13 protein-coding genes are annotated in these 15,472 nt (G+C 61.4%); 6 read left to right on the top strand and 7 right to left on the bottom strand.

The genetic code is table 11. The features are described 5' to 3' along the window. Positions 1-312: 312 nt before the first annotated feature. Together CFE428DRAFT_RS08500 and CFE428DRAFT_RS08495 are read left to right on the top strand one after the other, a co-directional pair. Positions 313-1,377, top strand: coding sequence for a sugar ABC transporter substrate-binding protein (locus CFE428DRAFT_RS08500; RefSeq protein ID WP_006979102.1), 1,065 nt, complete (start codon positions 313-315; stop codon positions 1,375-1,377). Positions 1,378-1,460: 83 nt separating this feature from the next. Further along, the gene (locus CFE428DRAFT_RS08495) at positions 1,461-2,990 is read left to right on the top strand and encodes a sugar ABC transporter ATP-binding protein (protein ID WP_006979101.1); all 1,530 of its coding nucleotides are present in this window, start codon (positions 1,461-1,463) and stop codon (positions 2,988-2,990) included. Between the two features lie 50 nt (positions 2,991-3,040). On the opposite strand, the gene CFE428DRAFT_RS08490 is transcribed toward CFE428DRAFT_RS08495, so the two are convergent. Beyond that, entirely contained in the window at positions 3,041-3,496 is a 456-nt protein-coding gene (locus CFE428DRAFT_RS08490) for an ion channel (protein ID WP_006979100.1), read from the bottom strand. 138 nt (positions 3,497-3,634) lie between these two features. On the opposite strand from CFE428DRAFT_RS08490, the gene CFE428DRAFT_RS38845 reads away from it, so the two are divergent. Then, positions 3,635-6,391, top strand: coding sequence for a response regulator (locus CFE428DRAFT_RS38845; protein ID WP_006979099.1), 2,757 nt, complete (start codon positions 3,635-3,637; stop codon positions 6,389-6,391). Positions 6,392-6,624: 233 nt separating this feature from the next. Then, positions 6,625-8,376 carry a cellulase family glycosylhydrolase gene (locus CFE428DRAFT_RS08480; protein WP_006979098.1) on the top strand — a complete coding sequence of 584 codons (1,752 nt, stop codon included), beginning with the start codon at positions 6,625-6,627 and terminating at the stop codon, positions 8,374-8,376. A 12-nt stretch (positions 8,377-8,388) separates the two neighbouring features. Here the strand turns inward: CFE428DRAFT_RS08480 and CFE428DRAFT_RS08475 are convergent, their stop codons facing one another. Continuing rightward, complete coding sequence (locus CFE428DRAFT_RS08475; protein WP_006979097.1) at positions 8,389-8,754, bottom strand: substrate-binding domain-containing protein; 366 nt, start codon at positions 8,752-8,754, stop codon at positions 8,389-8,391. A 14-nt stretch (positions 8,755-8,768) separates the two neighbouring features. On the opposite strand from CFE428DRAFT_RS08475, the gene CFE428DRAFT_RS08470 reads away from it, so the two are divergent. Both CFE428DRAFT_RS08470 and CFE428DRAFT_RS08465 read left to right on the top strand, forming a co-directional pair. After that, positions 8,769-9,962: a sialate O-acetylesterase gene (locus CFE428DRAFT_RS08470; RefSeq protein ID WP_006979096.1), complete on the top strand. Its 1,194-nt coding sequence runs from the start codon at positions 8,769-8,771 to the stop codon at positions 9,960-9,962. Positions 9,963-9,994: 32 nt separating this feature from the next. Next, positions 9,995-11,611: a hypothetical protein gene (locus CFE428DRAFT_RS08465; protein WP_006979095.1), complete on the top strand. Its 1,617-nt coding sequence runs from the start codon at positions 9,995-9,997 to the stop codon at positions 11,609-11,611. Positions 11,612-11,617: 6 nt separating this feature from the next. On the opposite strand, the gene CFE428DRAFT_RS08460 is transcribed toward CFE428DRAFT_RS08465, so the two are convergent. The 5 genes from CFE428DRAFT_RS08460 to CFE428DRAFT_RS37135 form a co-directional block, all read right to left on the bottom strand. Beyond that, positions 11,618-12,829, bottom strand: a complete 1,212-nt coding sequence (locus CFE428DRAFT_RS08460; protein ID WP_006979094.1) for a sensor histidine kinase — start codon at positions 12,827-12,829, stop codon at positions 11,618-11,620. Between the two features lie 70 nt (positions 12,830-12,899). Beyond that, positions 12,900-13,331, bottom strand: a complete 432-nt coding sequence (locus tag CFE428DRAFT_RS38235; RefSeq protein ID WP_162145251.1) for a polysaccharide deacetylase family protein — start codon at positions 13,329-13,331, stop codon at positions 12,900-12,902. A gap of 37 nt (positions 13,332-13,368) precedes the next feature. Further along, complete coding sequence (locus CFE428DRAFT_RS08450) at positions 13,369-13,740, bottom strand: hypothetical protein (RefSeq protein ID WP_006979092.1); 372 nt, start codon at positions 13,738-13,740, stop codon at positions 13,369-13,371. A gap of 10 nt (positions 13,741-13,750) precedes the next feature. Continuing rightward, positions 13,751-15,181, bottom strand: coding sequence for an AI-2E family transporter (locus tag CFE428DRAFT_RS08445; protein WP_162145250.1), 1,431 nt, complete (start codon positions 15,179-15,181; stop codon positions 13,751-13,753). A 101-nt stretch (positions 15,182-15,282) separates the two neighbouring features. After that, positions 15,283-15,444, bottom strand: coding sequence for a hypothetical protein (locus CFE428DRAFT_RS37135; protein WP_157447457.1), 162 nt, complete (start codon positions 15,442-15,444; stop codon positions 15,283-15,285). Positions 15,445-15,472: the final 28 nt, after the last annotated feature.

The following is a 15,472-nucleotide window of genomic DNA, read 5'->3' as shown; positions in this document are numbered from 1 at the left end:
GATGGGGATACGTTTGGGGACAGTTGGGGCGGGGAAACGGGGGGAAAACGGGATGCGGACTGGGGGAAATTAGTACGGTTTCAGTTGGACAGATTCAGCCTATCGGAGGCTCTGGTCAAAATAATTTTACCGGGTTTTGACGGAAAAACATCCTAAGGGTTCTGGGAGGTTCCACAGAAGGCCAATTACTCTGGAATTTTCGGTCATAACCAAACAACTTCATTTGTCATGTTTTTCACGACACGATGGCTCTCGACTTGGCTTTTCTGACCCGCAGTCTTTATCATCGCGTATTCCCCCCCCCTTTTTTGGATGAAATTACGTCTCGCCCTCGTTGTCCTTTCGTGTCTTATCAGCGTCGTCACTGGTTTGGTGTTGACTCGTTCCGGTGCAACCCCCGTTTCGAGCAAAAAACGCGCCCGCCCACTGGTCGGTCTTTCTCTGGATACTCTGAAGGAAGAACGCTGGCAGCGGGACCGTGACAATTTCGTTAAAAAGACCGGGGAACTTGGCGCGGATGTCAAAGTCCAAAGCGCCAATGGCGACGACGTCCGGCAGGTCAACGATGTGCAGTCGCTCATCACCGAAGGTGTGGACGTGATCGTGATCGCCCCGCACAACGGCGACGCCATGGCCAAGGCCGTGAACCTCGCGCACGACGCCGGCATCCCGGTTTTGTCGTACGACCGGCTCATCCGGAACTGCGATCTCGACCTGTACATGACCTTCGATAACTTCCGCGTGGGCGAACTCCAAGCGCAATACTTGGTAAATGCATTGACCAAGGCGGGCCCCGGTAAAAAGCGGATCATTCGTCTTTACGGTGCCAAGACCGACAATAATGCCGTGGTCTTCAAAGCCGGGCAGGACAAAGTCCTCCAACCGCTCATCGAAAGCGGGGCGATCGAAGTCGTCCATGAGGACTGGGTCGATGACTGGAAACCGGAGAATGCGAAGAAAGTGGCCAACGCCGGCATCAACAAGGCGGGGCACAATTTCGACGCCATCCTGGCCTCCAACGATGGCACGGCCGGCGGAGCGATTCAGGCGCTGATCGAGGAAGGTCTGGCCGGCAAGGTGCTCGTGACCGGACAGGATGCCGACCTGGCGGCCTGCCAGCGGATCGTGGCCGGCACCCAAAGCATGACCATTTACAAGCCGCTGAAAAATCTCGCCGACCAGGCCGCCGAGTATGCGGTGAAGCTCGCCAAACACCGCCCGGTCATTGCCAAAGGGAGCTACGACAACGGCCAGATCGAGGTGCCGACGGTACTGCTCGATGTCATTCCCGTGACCAAGGACAATCTCCGCGAGACCGTAATCAAGGACGGCTTCCACACTGCGGAGGAGGTTTTTGGGAACGCGAAGGGACAATAGTCACGCGCATAGCATAGGCTGTCGGCGCCTTTTGCGTGCTCGCTCTTCCACCCGACCGCGCACGATAGTAAAGGAGTTCGCCCATGTCCGCCCCCATCCTGGCCGCCCACGGCATTACAAAAAAATTTCCCGGCGTCACCGCGCTCAAGGACGTCTCCTTCGATCTCCGCCCCGGCGAGATCCATGCGCTGTGCGGCGAGAACGGCGCCGGCAAGTCGACGCTGATCAAACTCCTCAGCGGCCTGCACCCGTACGGCTCGTACGAAGGCGAGCTCACCGTCGACGGCCAGCCCGCCCGCTTCCACGGCATCGCCGATGCCGAGCGCGCCGGCCTCGCCGTCATCTACCAGGAGCTCGCGCTCATCGACGAAATGACCGTCGCGGAAAACATCTTTCTCGGCGCCGCCCCGTGCCGCGGGCCGTTCATCGATTGGTCGAAGCTGCATCACGACGCCCGCACGCTGCTCCAGCGGTTCGGCGTGGCCATCGATCCCGCCTCGCCTCTGGGCCGCCTCGGCGTCGGCGAAAAGCAGCTCGTCGAAATCGTCAAGGCTCTCGCCAAGAACTCGCGCATCCTCATCCTCGATGAGCCGACCGCCGCCCTCGCCGAGCACGAGGTGCAAACGCTTCTCACCATCCTGCGCGACCTCCGCACGCGCGGCCTGAGTTGTATTTACATCTCGCACCGGCTTGACGAAGTATTCGCGCTCGCCGACCGGATTACGGTTCTACGCGATGGCGCGACAATCGCCACCCTCGATACTGCGCACAGCCACAAAGCCGAAATAATTCGCCACATGGTCGGGCGAGAAATCACCGACCTCTTCCCACAAAAAAACCCGTCGTTCCTCGATTGCCAATCGGCAATCTTCCGGGTTCGCCATCTCTCCGTCGCCGATCCGCACACGCACCAGCTCCGCCTCCACGACATTTCCCTCGCCGTCGCGCCCGGCGAAGTCCTCGGCCTCGGTGGCCTCATGGGCGCGGGCCGCACCGAGCTGCTCATGCATCTCTTCGGCGCGTGGGGGGAACGGCGCAACGGTGAAGTCGAGCTCAACGGCGCTCCCCTGCCCCCACTCAAGCCCCATGCAATCTTGCGCCGCGGCCTGGCCCTCGTTTCCGAGGACCGCCGCCGCTACGGCCTCGTGCTCTCCGAAACCATCGGCTTCAACCTCTCGCTCTCCTCGCTCCGCAATCTCTCCAGCGGCGGGCTGCTCAATGCCGGTCGCGAATTTCAGAAAAACGATCACGCCTTCCGTTCGCTGCGCGTGAAAGCGCCCGGCCTTGAATCCGTCGTCGGCAAACTCTCCGGCGGCAACCAGCAAAAAGTCGTCCTCGGCAAAGCGCTCATGACCGAGCCCAGGGTCATCTTCCTCGATGAACCGACGCGCGGGATCGACGTCGGCGCCAAGCACGAGATCTACGAGCTCATCCGCCAGCTCACCGCCGCAGGCCAGGCCGTCGTCCTCGTCTCCAGCGAACTGCCCGAATTGCTCGGCCTCAGCGACCGCATCCTCATGCTCCACGAAGGCCGCATCGGTGGAGAATTCACCCGCGCTGAAGCCACGCAGGAACGCCTTCTCGCGGCCGCGATGGGTCAGCGTGCGGCGTAGACGGAGGCTGAGATCTGGAGGGCATCGCTCCAGCACCGAGGGGACCGCCGTCAAGACGATTGCCGGTGCAAACCGTGGGACGCGCCATGCCGGGCGTCGCGCAAGTGGCCGAAGGTGGAGACCAGGATGGCGCTGGATAGACCGAGCACCAGCCCGCCATTCAATGCTTCGAGTGGCCCCAGCAAGCGCCAACGAGGCGACATCACCAAATCGCCATACCCCAGCGTGGTGAAATTGACCGCTGAGTGATAGAAAGCCGCAGGGTAATCATGGAATTCCCCGACCACCCTGAAGATCAGGGCCCAGGCGGCGATTTGCACCATCGCCGCCCCCAACACGTGCAATAAAACCAAGTCCAGCACGCCGACGAAGCGCCGAACGCGCTTTCCTCGCACGGCCCACTCTGCCAACCGCGGCAACCGCTCCACCAGCCACGCCATGATGAGCGCCTGGATATTGAGCCCGAAGACCAACATCCCCGTGGCAAGCAGCAGTGGTAACAGCATCGGCACCGGTAGGAATCACTCTGCCTCTTCATCCGTCAAGTGATCGAGTGACTTTTTTCGTGTGCCATTTTTTGAATCCATGCCCAGACTGCGCCCGCCGCGTTCACCCGCAGCGCTCCCCAGAAACATTTTCTCCCCATGGCGAATCCCCCCCGATTCCTGCCTGCACTCCTGCTGCTCTTTTTTGCGCACACGTGTCTGCCCGCGGAGTCCTCGCCCCTCGGAGAACTCACCACCGCTGTATCCATCCGCTCGCTTTCCGATGCTGAAGCGGCGCGCGGCAGACCCGTCCGCCTGCAGGGCATCATCGCCGAGGTGCACGACAAAACGGGCGTCTTTCTCCTCGACGATTCGGAAGGCATTTACGTCCGCCTCGCCGAACTCACCGGCACGATCACCCAAGGCGATCGCGTGGAAGTGGTCGGCACCACTGCCGCCGGCCTTTACGCGCCGTGCATTGAAAACGCCACGCTGCAATTGCTCGGCAAAGGCGAGTTGCCAGCGCCGCGGCTTGTCACCTTCGCCGAAATCGCTTCCGGCCACGACGACGCCCAATGGGTCGAGGTCCGCGGCGTCATTCACACCGTCGTCTACACCCAATGGCATCAGCCGCGCTTCCTGCTGGTGATGGATGGCGGCCGCATGGAAGTGCGCGCGGAAAAACCGGTGAAAGGAAATCTCGACGCCCTCGTGGACGCCGAGGTGCGTTGCCGTGGTGTGATCGGTGGACGTTTTAGCAAGTTCCGCCAGCTCGTCGCGCCGGAGATGCAGATCCAGACCGAGAAGCAGATCACCATCGGGCAGGCAGCGCCCACCGATCCCTTCGCCGTCCGTCCGCGCACCGTCTCGCAACTGCTGCAGTTCGATCCGCATCACACCTTTCAGCATCGCGTGAAACTCACCGGCACCGTCCTGCACAGCGAGTCCGGCGAATCTGTTTTCCTGCGCGATCTCTCCGGCCCGATTCGCATCGAAACGCACGACTCCCTTGCGCTCGTCCCGGGCGATCAGATCGAGGCCCTCGGCTTTCCGGCGATGGGCCAGTATGGCCCCTTCCTCGAGGACGCCACCATCCGCGCGACCGGCAGGACCGCCGCGCTCGCACCGATCGCCATTTCCGTGCCGGAACTGTTGAAAAACGGGAAGGACAGCGACCTCATCCGTCTCGATGCCGAGATGCTGTGGATCACGCGCCAGGCAAAGGAAGCCGTCCTCACCCTGCGTTCCGGCGACGCCACGTTCGTCGCCGCACTGCAGCCAACGGATCGTTCGCTCGCCGCGCTTCCCGAGCTCGCCTCCGGCAGCCTGCTCCGCCTCACCGGCATCTGCCAGTTCCAGGGCCAGCGCCTTGATCGCGTGACCAATGCGATGGTCCTGCCAGAAACATTTTCGCTCCGTCTCCGATCGCCGGAGGACATCGTCGTGCTGCGCGGACCGCCATGGTGGAGCAGCGAGCGCCTGCTGCGCATCGTCGCGCTGCTCGTCGCCTTCGCGGCTGCCGCCCTGCTCTGGGTGTGGCAGCTCAAGCGACGGGTGCGCGCGCAGGGCGAGGTGCTGTCGCGGCAAGTGCGGCGCGAAGCCGTGCTGGAGGAACGGCACCGCGTGGCCATGGAAATCCACGACACCCTCGCGCAGGGCTTCACCGCCATTTGGGTCCAGCTTTCCGTCATCAAGGAAAAGCTCTTCGACTCGCCCGGCAACGCGCTGCCGCATCTCGAAATGGCGCAGCGCCTCGTGCGCAAGAGCCTCGGCGACGCGCGCCGCTCCATCCGCGATCTCAATGACTGCACCTTCCTGGATCAGGATCTCGCTCGCGCGCTCGCGGCCATCGGCGAGGAGCTGACCAAAGGCGGCGCCGTGCGCTTGCAAGTCGACGCCAGCGGCGATGCCCCGTTCGTCCCCGCGACAGTCAGTTCGCAATTGCTGCGCATCGGCCAGGAAGCCATTACCAACGCGATCAAGCACGCCAATGCCCGGCTGGTGCGCGTGGAGCTCAAGTATGGCAGTCACTTCGTCCTCCTGCGCGTGAAGGACGATGGCGCCGGTTTCGATCCTGCGCAGTTTTCCGCACGTCGTCGAAGGCGGCGGCTTCGGCCTCATCGGCATGCAGGAACGCGCGCGTCAGATCGGCGGCGAACTCTCCATCGACAGCACGCCCGGTGGCGGCGCGGAGATCGTGGTCGTTGCGCCGGTCGATTCCCAGCGGGCCGCGCAGATTTCCGCGGACGAACCATTGCCGGAGCCCCTTCCCCCTCAATGAAAAAGAAAGGCAAACTGCGCCTGCTCGTCGTCGACGATCATCCCGCCCTGCGCGCCGGCCTGGTGACGATCATCAACCGCCAACCCGACATGCAAGTGATCGCCGAAGCCGGCGACGGTCTCAACGCCCTCGCTCTCTTCCGCGAACACCATCCCGACATCGTGCTGCTCGACCTGCGTCTGCCCGGCATGGAGGGCGCGGAGGTGCTCGAAGCGATGAAGCAGGACTCGCCCGATTGCCGCGTCGTGGTGCTCACGACCTTCGACGGCGAGCACGATATCTCGCGCGTCCTGCGCGCCCGGTGCGCAGGCCTATTTGCTCAAGGATGCGCCCACCGAGGAATTGCTCGGCGCCATTCGCGCCGTCAGCGCGGGTCAGCGCCATATTCCCCCGCTCGTCGCCGTGCGTCTGGCCGATCACATGACCCGCGGCGAGCTCACCCCGCGCGAAACCGATTTGCTCCAGCAATTGGTCCACGGGCGGAGCAACAAGGAAATCGCCGCCCACCTGAATCTCGCCGAGGAAACGATCAAAGCGTATATGAAAGGCCTCTTCGCCAAGCTCGGCGTCGTCGACCGCACACAAGCCGCCATCCGCGGATTGCAGCGCGGATTTGTGCATCTCGATTGAGTTGAGGGTTGAAAGTTGAGAGTTGAGAGTCCGCCATCTTTCCACAGGAGAGGCCGCTCTGCGGCTGGATGTCAAAATTCATCCCGACGCGGAGCGTCACAAAAAGGCGGCAACATGGATGTCTCTCAACCCTCAACTCTCAACTTTCCGTCAACACCCCCAAACGGGGGTATTCCCGTGCCCACAAGTGCGCCGGTGACGGCCTCCCGCGAACCGCAGATCGTAGCGTCATCCCGCTATGAAATCCTCCCCCGCGCTTCGCGTCTTCCTGGCCACCCTCGCCCTCACGCTGCTCTTCACCGGGTTTGCCCGTGCACAGCGCTACGCCATCGGCGTCAATGATCACTTCATCTGGCGCGGCACTACGGACCAGGATGTGGCCTTCCAGCAATACAACGCCAGCGGGACCAAATTCGTGCGCGTGGACATCCCGTGGTTCGTCATCGAGACGCCCTCGAAGGGAAGCTACAACGCCACCTACCTCGCGCGGATGGATCACTTCTTCCAGCAATGCGCGGCTAATGGCATTCGTGTGATCGTCAGCATCGCCTATGCGCCCAGTTGGGCGAACGGCGGCCACACCGATGGCGGCCGGCCGCCCACGAACCCGACGGACTTCGCGGACTTCTGCGAATGGTTCCTGCGCCGTTACGCGCCTTATCTGGATTCCATTGGCCGGCCCACGCTGGAGGAAATCGAGCTGTGGAATGAACCCGATCTTTGCGATCTCTTTTTCAAAGGTTATGCGCGCGACGCGGCCGCCGGGGCCACGGCTTACGGCAATATGGTCGTCGCCGCCGGGACGCGGTTGCAAACGGTGCGCGCCGCCATCGGCGCCAAGGATGTCATGATCGGCGCGCCGGTCATTTCCGACACGCATGGGCCATGCTGGGCGCCCGCCGGGACGACGACGTGGATGGATGCTTTTTACGCCGTGCCGAACGTGACCAAGGCTTATGACATCTTCGCCTGGCACAGCTACTGGACGAATGCCGGCACCACCGGCTGGCTGCCGCCGGAATTGCCGCCGTGCTGGTATCCGTCGAATCAGCGCCAGGCGGTGCTGGGCAAGCTGCTGAATAGCGCGTCGACCGAGTTATGGGCGAAGATGGTCGCGCACGGAGACAGCGTGAAACCGAACTGGTGCAGCGAGATCGGCGGCGCCTGCTCGTCGAGCACGCCCAACCATTCCAGCGCGCTGCTTTCCTTCGCCGAACAGCAGACGCACATGGCCGATGCCATGAACGTGCTGACCTCCGGCCTGGTGACCAATCTCCATCGCCTTTATTGGTATCAACACTTCGACGACGGCGGCCAAAGCGGCAGCGAGCAGTTCTATGGAATCACGGCTTTGAATGCGACCAACCCGATCACCTACAGCGGTTTCATTCCGCTCTCCAGCGCGGTGTTCACGCCCAAACTGGCTTACTCGGCTTATCACAACGCGTTCAAAGGCGCGATTTCGTTTGCCGATAACTTCGACGACGGCACGGCCACCGCGTGGACGGCGACGGCGAATACCTGGCATCCTTCGGGCGGCGCTTATGTGAGCCCGCACAATGCGGCGACGGGGATCAGCTACACGGGCAGTTCGACGTGGCTCGATTACACGGCGTATGCGGATTTCAAATTCACCGATCCGTGGAAGACGGCGGGAATGATCGCGCGCTATAACGGCACGGCGGGATACTATCTGCGCATCGATCTGGATGCGAACACCGCGTCGCGTTATCTACGGCTGCTCATCGGCACGAACGTGGTCGCGACCGCGACGCTGAATGGCGCTTACAATTTCCTGAACTCGCACGAGTTGCAGATCAGTGTGCGCAATGAATCGGGCGGGGTGCGCGTGCTCGGGTTCATCGATGGCACGCAATACATCAATTATCTCGATACGGCGTTTACGTATCAGAGCGGGACCTTTGCCCTGCGCGCCGAGCCGTGGACGGGGACGATCACGGTGGATAACGTGGTGGTGATGGATGATTGAGAGGGTTCTCGCTCAGGTTCGCTTCGGGGACCCGATCGTTCCACCCAGAATGAGTTTCGCCGGCGTCTTGGTGAGACGAAAGTCAGGCTTTCCGCGGGCCACATTTCCCGCCCACCTGACGACACGCCGCACCACGGGCTGGCTGTCCCAGGCGATGCAGGTGATGGGTGGGTCGCAACGCGAGAAAGCGAGATCGTCGTCGGTGCAGATCAGCGAGACATCCGCGGGGACGCGAATGCCGCGATGAGCGAGAAACTGCAGGACGGCGATGAACCAGGGTGCCTCGTCCACGATGAGGGCGGTGGGCGGTGTCACCCGAAAGAGGGCGTTGAGCAATTCCGGAAAGATTTGCCTCACACCGGCGCGTCCGGGGAGCATCCTGGATACTCCCCATGAAAACCGTCTCCCTGCTTTTTGCGTTGCTCTTTCTCGCCGTGCCCCTTTACGCGAAGCCGCTCAAAGTTTTCATTCTTGCGGGCCAGTCGAACATGCAGGGCCATGCAAAGATCGAGACGTTCGATTACATCGGCGATGATCCGGCGACAGCGCCGTTGCTGCAGAGGATGCGCGGCCCGAATGGCCAGCCGAGGGTGTGCGATCATGTGTGGATCAGCTATCTCACGCAACAGGGCGACGGGAACGGAGAAGTGGACGGGAAACTTACGGCGGGCTTTGGCGCGAGGGGAAACGCGAGCAAGGACGATGGCAAAATCGGACCGGAATTCACCTTCGGGCTCACGATGGACGAGACTTTGCCGGAACCGGTGCTGATCATCAAAACGGCCTGGGGCGGAAAGTCACTTTACCATGATTTCCGCCCCCCGAGCGCGGGAGTTTATCCGCGCACGCCGAAGGACATCGAAAAGGACCGCTATCACGAGGCGGATTCCGGGCGCTACTACCGGTCCATGATCGAGCATGTGAAGAAGGTGCTGGCGGATCCGAAACAGGTGTGCCCGGCGTACGATACCAAACAAGGATGGGAGATTGCCGGCTTTGTCTGGCTGCAAGGCTGGAACGACATGGTGGACCGCGACGTCTATCCCGGGCTGCCCAACGGCAGCAAAGAGAACCGCTTTGCAAAATACAGCGCTCTGATGGCGAGTTTCATCCGCGACGTGCGCAAGGATTTGAATGCACCGCGTATGCCTTTCGTGATCGGGGTGATGGGCGTGGACGGCAACCAGGCAAAGGAGGACATCCGGCAGTTTCGGGAGGCGATGGCGGCCCCGGCGCAGATGCCGGAGTTCACCGGCAATGTGGCGGCGGTGAGGACGGCAGATTTCTGGGACGAAAAACTCGGCGCCATCCAGGCGAAACGCGAAAAGGTGCGGCAGATGGCGTATCTGCTGCGAGTGAAGGACAAGAACGCGCCGAACAAGGATGGCGCGATGAGCGAAGCACAGCAGCGCGAGTATCTGGTGAAATACGAGGCGGACCTCATCAGCCCGGCGGAGGCGGAACTGCTCAAGCGCGGCGCGTCGAATGCGGGCTATCATTACCTCGGCTGCGCGAAGACCTTTGCACGGATGGGGAAGGCATTTGCGGAAGCGACACTCCAGATGCAGCCCACCAGCGCACGTTGAAAACCCGACCCGCGAGGAGTCTCCCCCTTTCCATGAAAATTCATTTCCCATTTCTCACCTTGGCGTTGCTGGCGTCGCCGGTGCTTCTTTACGCTGCGGAAATCAAGGAAGCCGAGCTGGCCGGTTACCTTTTTGGGCCGGCAGAGAAGGTGCCAGAGGAGTTCAATGGTGGTTTTTCTCTCTACGCCGCCGCATGGCCCTTGGTGGGCGTGTATCCGGGACACAAATTCCAAACCGGTCTGTGCGGCACATGGATGCACCCTCAGTGGGAATCGGGACAGAAGCCAAAGGAGCAATGCTACACGGACATCGAGGGTGGCCTCGGCTGGTGGCGTGAGACGCATTTTCCCACCACCACGCCCAAGTTCATCATGGGCGGGGTCGCGCCGAACTTCTCGTGGATCGCGAACGGCCCTGGCTACGGTGCGGGCACCTGGGACAAACCGCGCGGGCAATACGGCATCGCGCAGCTCAGCCCGTGGCTGCTTTTTCCCCTCGACGGTCTGAATTTGAGACAGGGCGTAAGCGGCGAACTTTTTGGCTACGGCTACCTCCCGCTGCCGCTGACGAATCCCAAACCGACCACCGAAGGCCACAACGTGCCCACGGGCAACCAGTGCTGGACCTTGTTTTTGAGTACCGCGAAATTCAAAGGTCCCGTCGCGTTCTTCACGCCGCACTTTTGGTCGCACGCTACGGTCGAGCATCCGGAGTGGGCCGGCCTGATGCTGGACTCCCGTCCTGCTGGACCAAACAAGGCCATTCAGATGGAAACGCAGTATGTGCCCGCCATTCTGAGCACGACCGCAGACGGCAAATCGTATGCGCGCATTGCGCCAACGTCCTTTCCCGTCGACGCCGAGGGTCACTCGATGGTGCTGCATCGCATTACGGCCTACAAAAAGGCGGCGCTGTGGGATGATGTCCAGCGCTGGTTCGATGGCGGCGCCCCCGCCGATGGGCGCATCAAGGACGAGGCCTCGGTCGTGCAGACGTTCAAACCGGGCGGTGGCTCAAATTGGAGCATCGCTCTTCCCGGGACCAAGCGGGAACAGAAAGTGGCGCTGGCGTGGGGCAGCTTCGCCACCTCGTTCACTCCGGATCCGACCACCTTTGCCTACCGGTGGAATGGTCCACTTACCCACATCCAGGGATCGCTCGTCACGCTGCCAGAATACTACCAACTCGACAGCGAAGGTAAGAAGCCGCAGTGGAAAGTGATTTCAGCGGAGGAGGTGCCGGCCAATCTCGGCCTGACGCAGCACCGGTTTGAAACGCCGGCGGAAAAGCCACGAGAGCCGCGGGTCACGCCCGATGAAGCCGGAAGTGTCTGGAAGAAGCCGGGGCCGGCCGCAGGTCCGTTCCAAGCTCACCTCGGCGATGGCACGGTGGTGACGTATTACTGGTATCGCTTCGCCGACCAACCCGCGATGCTCGAGGCGGACCTCACGAAGGAGGAGCGCGAAATCGTCCAGCAGCGTGTGGAAAAATTGCATCGCGCGTGGACCAGGGATCGCACCTATTTCGCGCTGCCCACCATCGGCAAGCTCGCAGAGATTGATCCCGCGCTCATCCTGACCCCGCCCCAAGGCATGGAGGTGGGTTATGTTCCCATCGCCACGAGGCAGGAGTTGGAATCCGCTCGCTAACAGGCTCTAAAGAGATGCCCCTTTTGCTTCCGAGGGGTTGAGCGTGCGCAAGAGCGTCGCTTCGAACGTCGAACCACGACCCACCTCGCTCTCCACTTTGATCGTGCCGCCCAAAATGGTGACCAACTGGCGGACGATCGAGAGTCCCAATCCGGTGCCTTCCTGCTGTTCGCTGCCCGGGACGCGATGGAACTCTTCAAATATTTTCGAGCGATGTTCCGCCGGAATTCCCACCCCGGTATCCGACACGCGGAGCAGCCAACGGTCGGCCTCTCCCGGCAAAAAGCGCAGTGTGACGACGCCTCCCGGAGGCGTGTATTTGATGGCGTTCTGGACGAGGTTCGTGATGATGCGCTGGAGTTTCGTCTCGTCGGTAAAGATCGATTCGATTCCCTGCGGAGCCGGACAGTGGAACGAGATGCGTTTGGCTTCGGCCAGCTTGGAAAACAGTTGTTTCTGTTCTTCCGCAAACGTGCCGAGATCCACCTGGGAAGGCGCGAGCGGATCACGGCCCGAAAGGAACGGAGCGACATCCAGGAGTTGATTCACCAGTCCAGTCATTTGCGTCAGACTGCGCTTGAGCCGGTCATGCAGAGTCGCCTGCCACGCGGGATCTTCCTCCCCGACCAGGCAATCGCAGTGGAGATTCGCAGCGTTCAGAAGATTTCGCATTTCGTGCGAGATGACCCGGAGCATGCGCAGACGTGCCGCGTCGACCGCTTCGAGCTCGGCCCGGACCGTTTGGTTCTGGGACGCGAGGATCTTTTTGTCTTCTTCAATCTGCGCCTGTTGCTGCTCGGAAAATTGACTGGCGGAAAAGAGCAGAGCGTCATCGAAGAACCGCGCGATCTTCCGACGGGCTTCGCGCGCGATGTGATCCGCTCCCTGCGGAAAATTCTCCCCGACAAAATGATCGGTTTCGTTGATGAGAATGCTGCGAATGAGAAGGAGTTCGCGGAGGACTTCTTGCAGGCGAAAGCGTTGCTCCCATCGGCTCCGCCCATGAATGCGAGCATGCACTTCGGCTTGCGGCGTTTCCTCATGACGCAAGTAGTCGAGGAGGTCCTCGAACATATCGGGCAGATGATCCAGGAGCTCGGACGCAGGAGTATTCTCGGCTGTCGCTTGTTCGGGTGAACTCCACAACTCACGCAGCCAGGTCTTGGTAATTGCCTGACGCCGGTGGCTCAAGTGATCGATGATCGCAGAAGGCAGCATGTCTGTACTTAGTCGGATTCGATCCGACGCTGGCCGCCGAGTGGGTGGAATTTGAGACAACCGCTCCCAACTACCCCTTCGCCCCGGTCTTCCGCTTCGCGGAGGCAAGCAAGGCGTTCCACTGCGCGGCGCTCTTCGGACCGCCGCTGCTGGCCAGCAGCTTGCCGTGCGAATCCGTGACCACCACGAAGGGCAGCGTGTCTCCGAATTTCTGCTTACCATAGCGCTGCATGAACACGGCCTCGGTACGCGGATTATCGATGTTCAAATCGGCCATCACATAATCCGCCGCCGTGACGTTGATCCTGCCTTCCTTGATCATCGCGCGAGTGGCATTGCAGATGCCACACGTCGAGCGTCCGAGCAGGATGAAGGCGAGCTTCTGCTGGTTCGATGCCGCCACCAGGGTCTTGTTGAAATCGGTCATCGGCACCGGCGCCGCCGCCAGCGCACCGGCGGTGAGCATTCCAAGAAGCACGGCAAGAAGGGAGAACGTTTTCATGCGTTGAAGTGGAAAGTAGCTGAGCTCATTCGACATTCTATTTTTGCTCGCTCGGCGGCCGTAGGAAGGTCAACGAATCTCCCACTTGCTTCGACTCGTAGAGCGGCTTCTCGACCGGCACCTCGTAGGTGCGGTTCTGCGACTCCACACGCACCTTGAGGAGATACTCTCCATCCGTCTCCTTCGTCCCTTCGATATGGCCGCCGTTGAAACTGATCTGCCGCTCTTTCTGCGGCGTGAAATGTTTCTCGAGCACCGTCCCGGTGAGCTTGTTGCCCGTGACCGGTTTCGCCATGTCCCTGACGCCGTAAATGATAAACGCCAGCACGACCAACCCCACGACGATCGCGATCAACGCATCGCGACGGCCGGTGCTGGGAACGACGAATGGGTCAGGTTTCGACGGCATGCGTAAAGAATCAGTTCACTTCACCGCGGGAGCTTCCAGCTTCATCGCGCCCTGGGCTCTTTGCACCTCGAAAGTCTCCTCGGTCATCGGGATGTTTTCCTCGACGCGCATGCGGCGTTCCCACACATAGCGGCGCAGGACCACCTTGACCGTCGCGGTCAGCGGCACGGCGAGAATGGCACCGAGCAAACCGCCGAGGAGCAGGCCCCAGACGAAGACGGAGACGATGACCGTCATGGGATGCAGACCGACGCTTTCGCCGACGATCCGCGGGGTCACGAAGAGACCGTCGACCTGTTGCACGAGGAAGAAAGATGGCGCTGATCACGAGCGGGAAGAGCCACCACGGTTCACCCGGGATCCATGTGCCGGTGCCGCCCTGGGCCAGGGCGAGCAAGACGGCCAGCACCCAGCAGAGCGAGATGCCGATGTACGGGATGATACCCAGGAAGCAGAGCATCAGGCCGATCAAGATGCCGAAGGAATGGCCGAAGATGACGAGCAGGATGCCGGTAACGGTGCCGTTGATCATGCTCACGAGCAGTTGCCCGCGGAAGAAGGCGATGAGATAGCCGTTGATCTCCTCCAGTGTGGACACGACCTCGTCCTTGAAGACTGAGGCGCGCAGCGGCAGGTAATCGCCCCACGACTCGGCGATGTTGTTCGATTCGATGAGGAAATAGTAGAGGTAGATCGGCACGATCACGATCCAGAGCAGGACGCTGAGCACGCCGAGGAAGCCACCGAGGCTCTTGGTAAAGAACTTCCAGGAATTCTGGAAGAGACTGGGCAGCAGGGACCGGCCCCAATCGCCTTGGAGAAAGCTCTGCACATCGATAGTGGAACTGAAAGGAGTCGCGGGCGTCGTCGCGGACGGATTGTCCGATGGCGCTGCCGGCGGGGCGGGCTCGGTGGCTTTCTCGCCAGGAGGCGCGGTCTTCTCCGTCTTCTCGGATTTCCCCGTTTTCTCGGTCTTATCGGGTTTCTCCGCCTTTTCGGGCGTCTCGGCGGGGGCCGGCGGCGTGGCGACTGCGCCGAGGGGATTATCGATCTTCTTCGGGATCTGCGGAATATGAATGTTCCACTTCACCTCGAGGGAGTGCGCCCAGTCGTTGTAATCCTCGATGATGTGGCTGAGGCGCTCACGGGAGGCAGGCGCCCGCTCGACGAGGGCGGCGGTTTGCGACCACACCGCCGGGATGAGCCAGATGAGAGTGCCGGTGAGCGCAATGATGGCGATGGCGAACACGGCAAGCACGGCGCGTTTCCGCGAGGTGCCCCAGGAGACGATCTTCGCCACGACCGGCTCGAGCAAATAAGCCAGCACCGCGGCGACGGCGAAGGGCACCAGGATTGGTTGCAGAAAACCCATGACAGTGGAAAACACCCAGATGAGCCCGATAGCCACGGCCCCAATGGCCACGACCGACAGAGTCGTCAAGGCGGCCCAAATCGATTTTTTCTGCCAAGGCGTGGGGTATTCCGAAGAATTCATCCGGCGACAGCTTCGAGAGGGAGTCCGCCGGATTCAAGAACGGAGTGTTAAATCGGCCACAAACCAGAAAAACGGTGCAAGATCGTATCCTGGGCGACAGCGGCCACGACCGGCGCAAACCCAAATGCGATGCCGAGGCTGGGAATGATTGGAAAACCGAGGCGGTTTTTGCTCACCGACAACACCAAAGCAGCAGCGGCCTTCAACACAGGGCGGTTTAATGCAATTTCCTCGGCG

It is taken from the genome of Chthoniobacter flavus Ellin428 (genome assembly GCF_000173075.1).
GTDB classification, from domain to species: Bacteria; Verrucomicrobiota; Verrucomicrobiia; order Chthoniobacterales; family Chthoniobacteraceae; genus Chthoniobacter; species Chthoniobacter flavus.
Note: the sequence above shows the minus strand (reverse complement) of the source record. Positions and strands in the feature narration are given on the sequence as shown.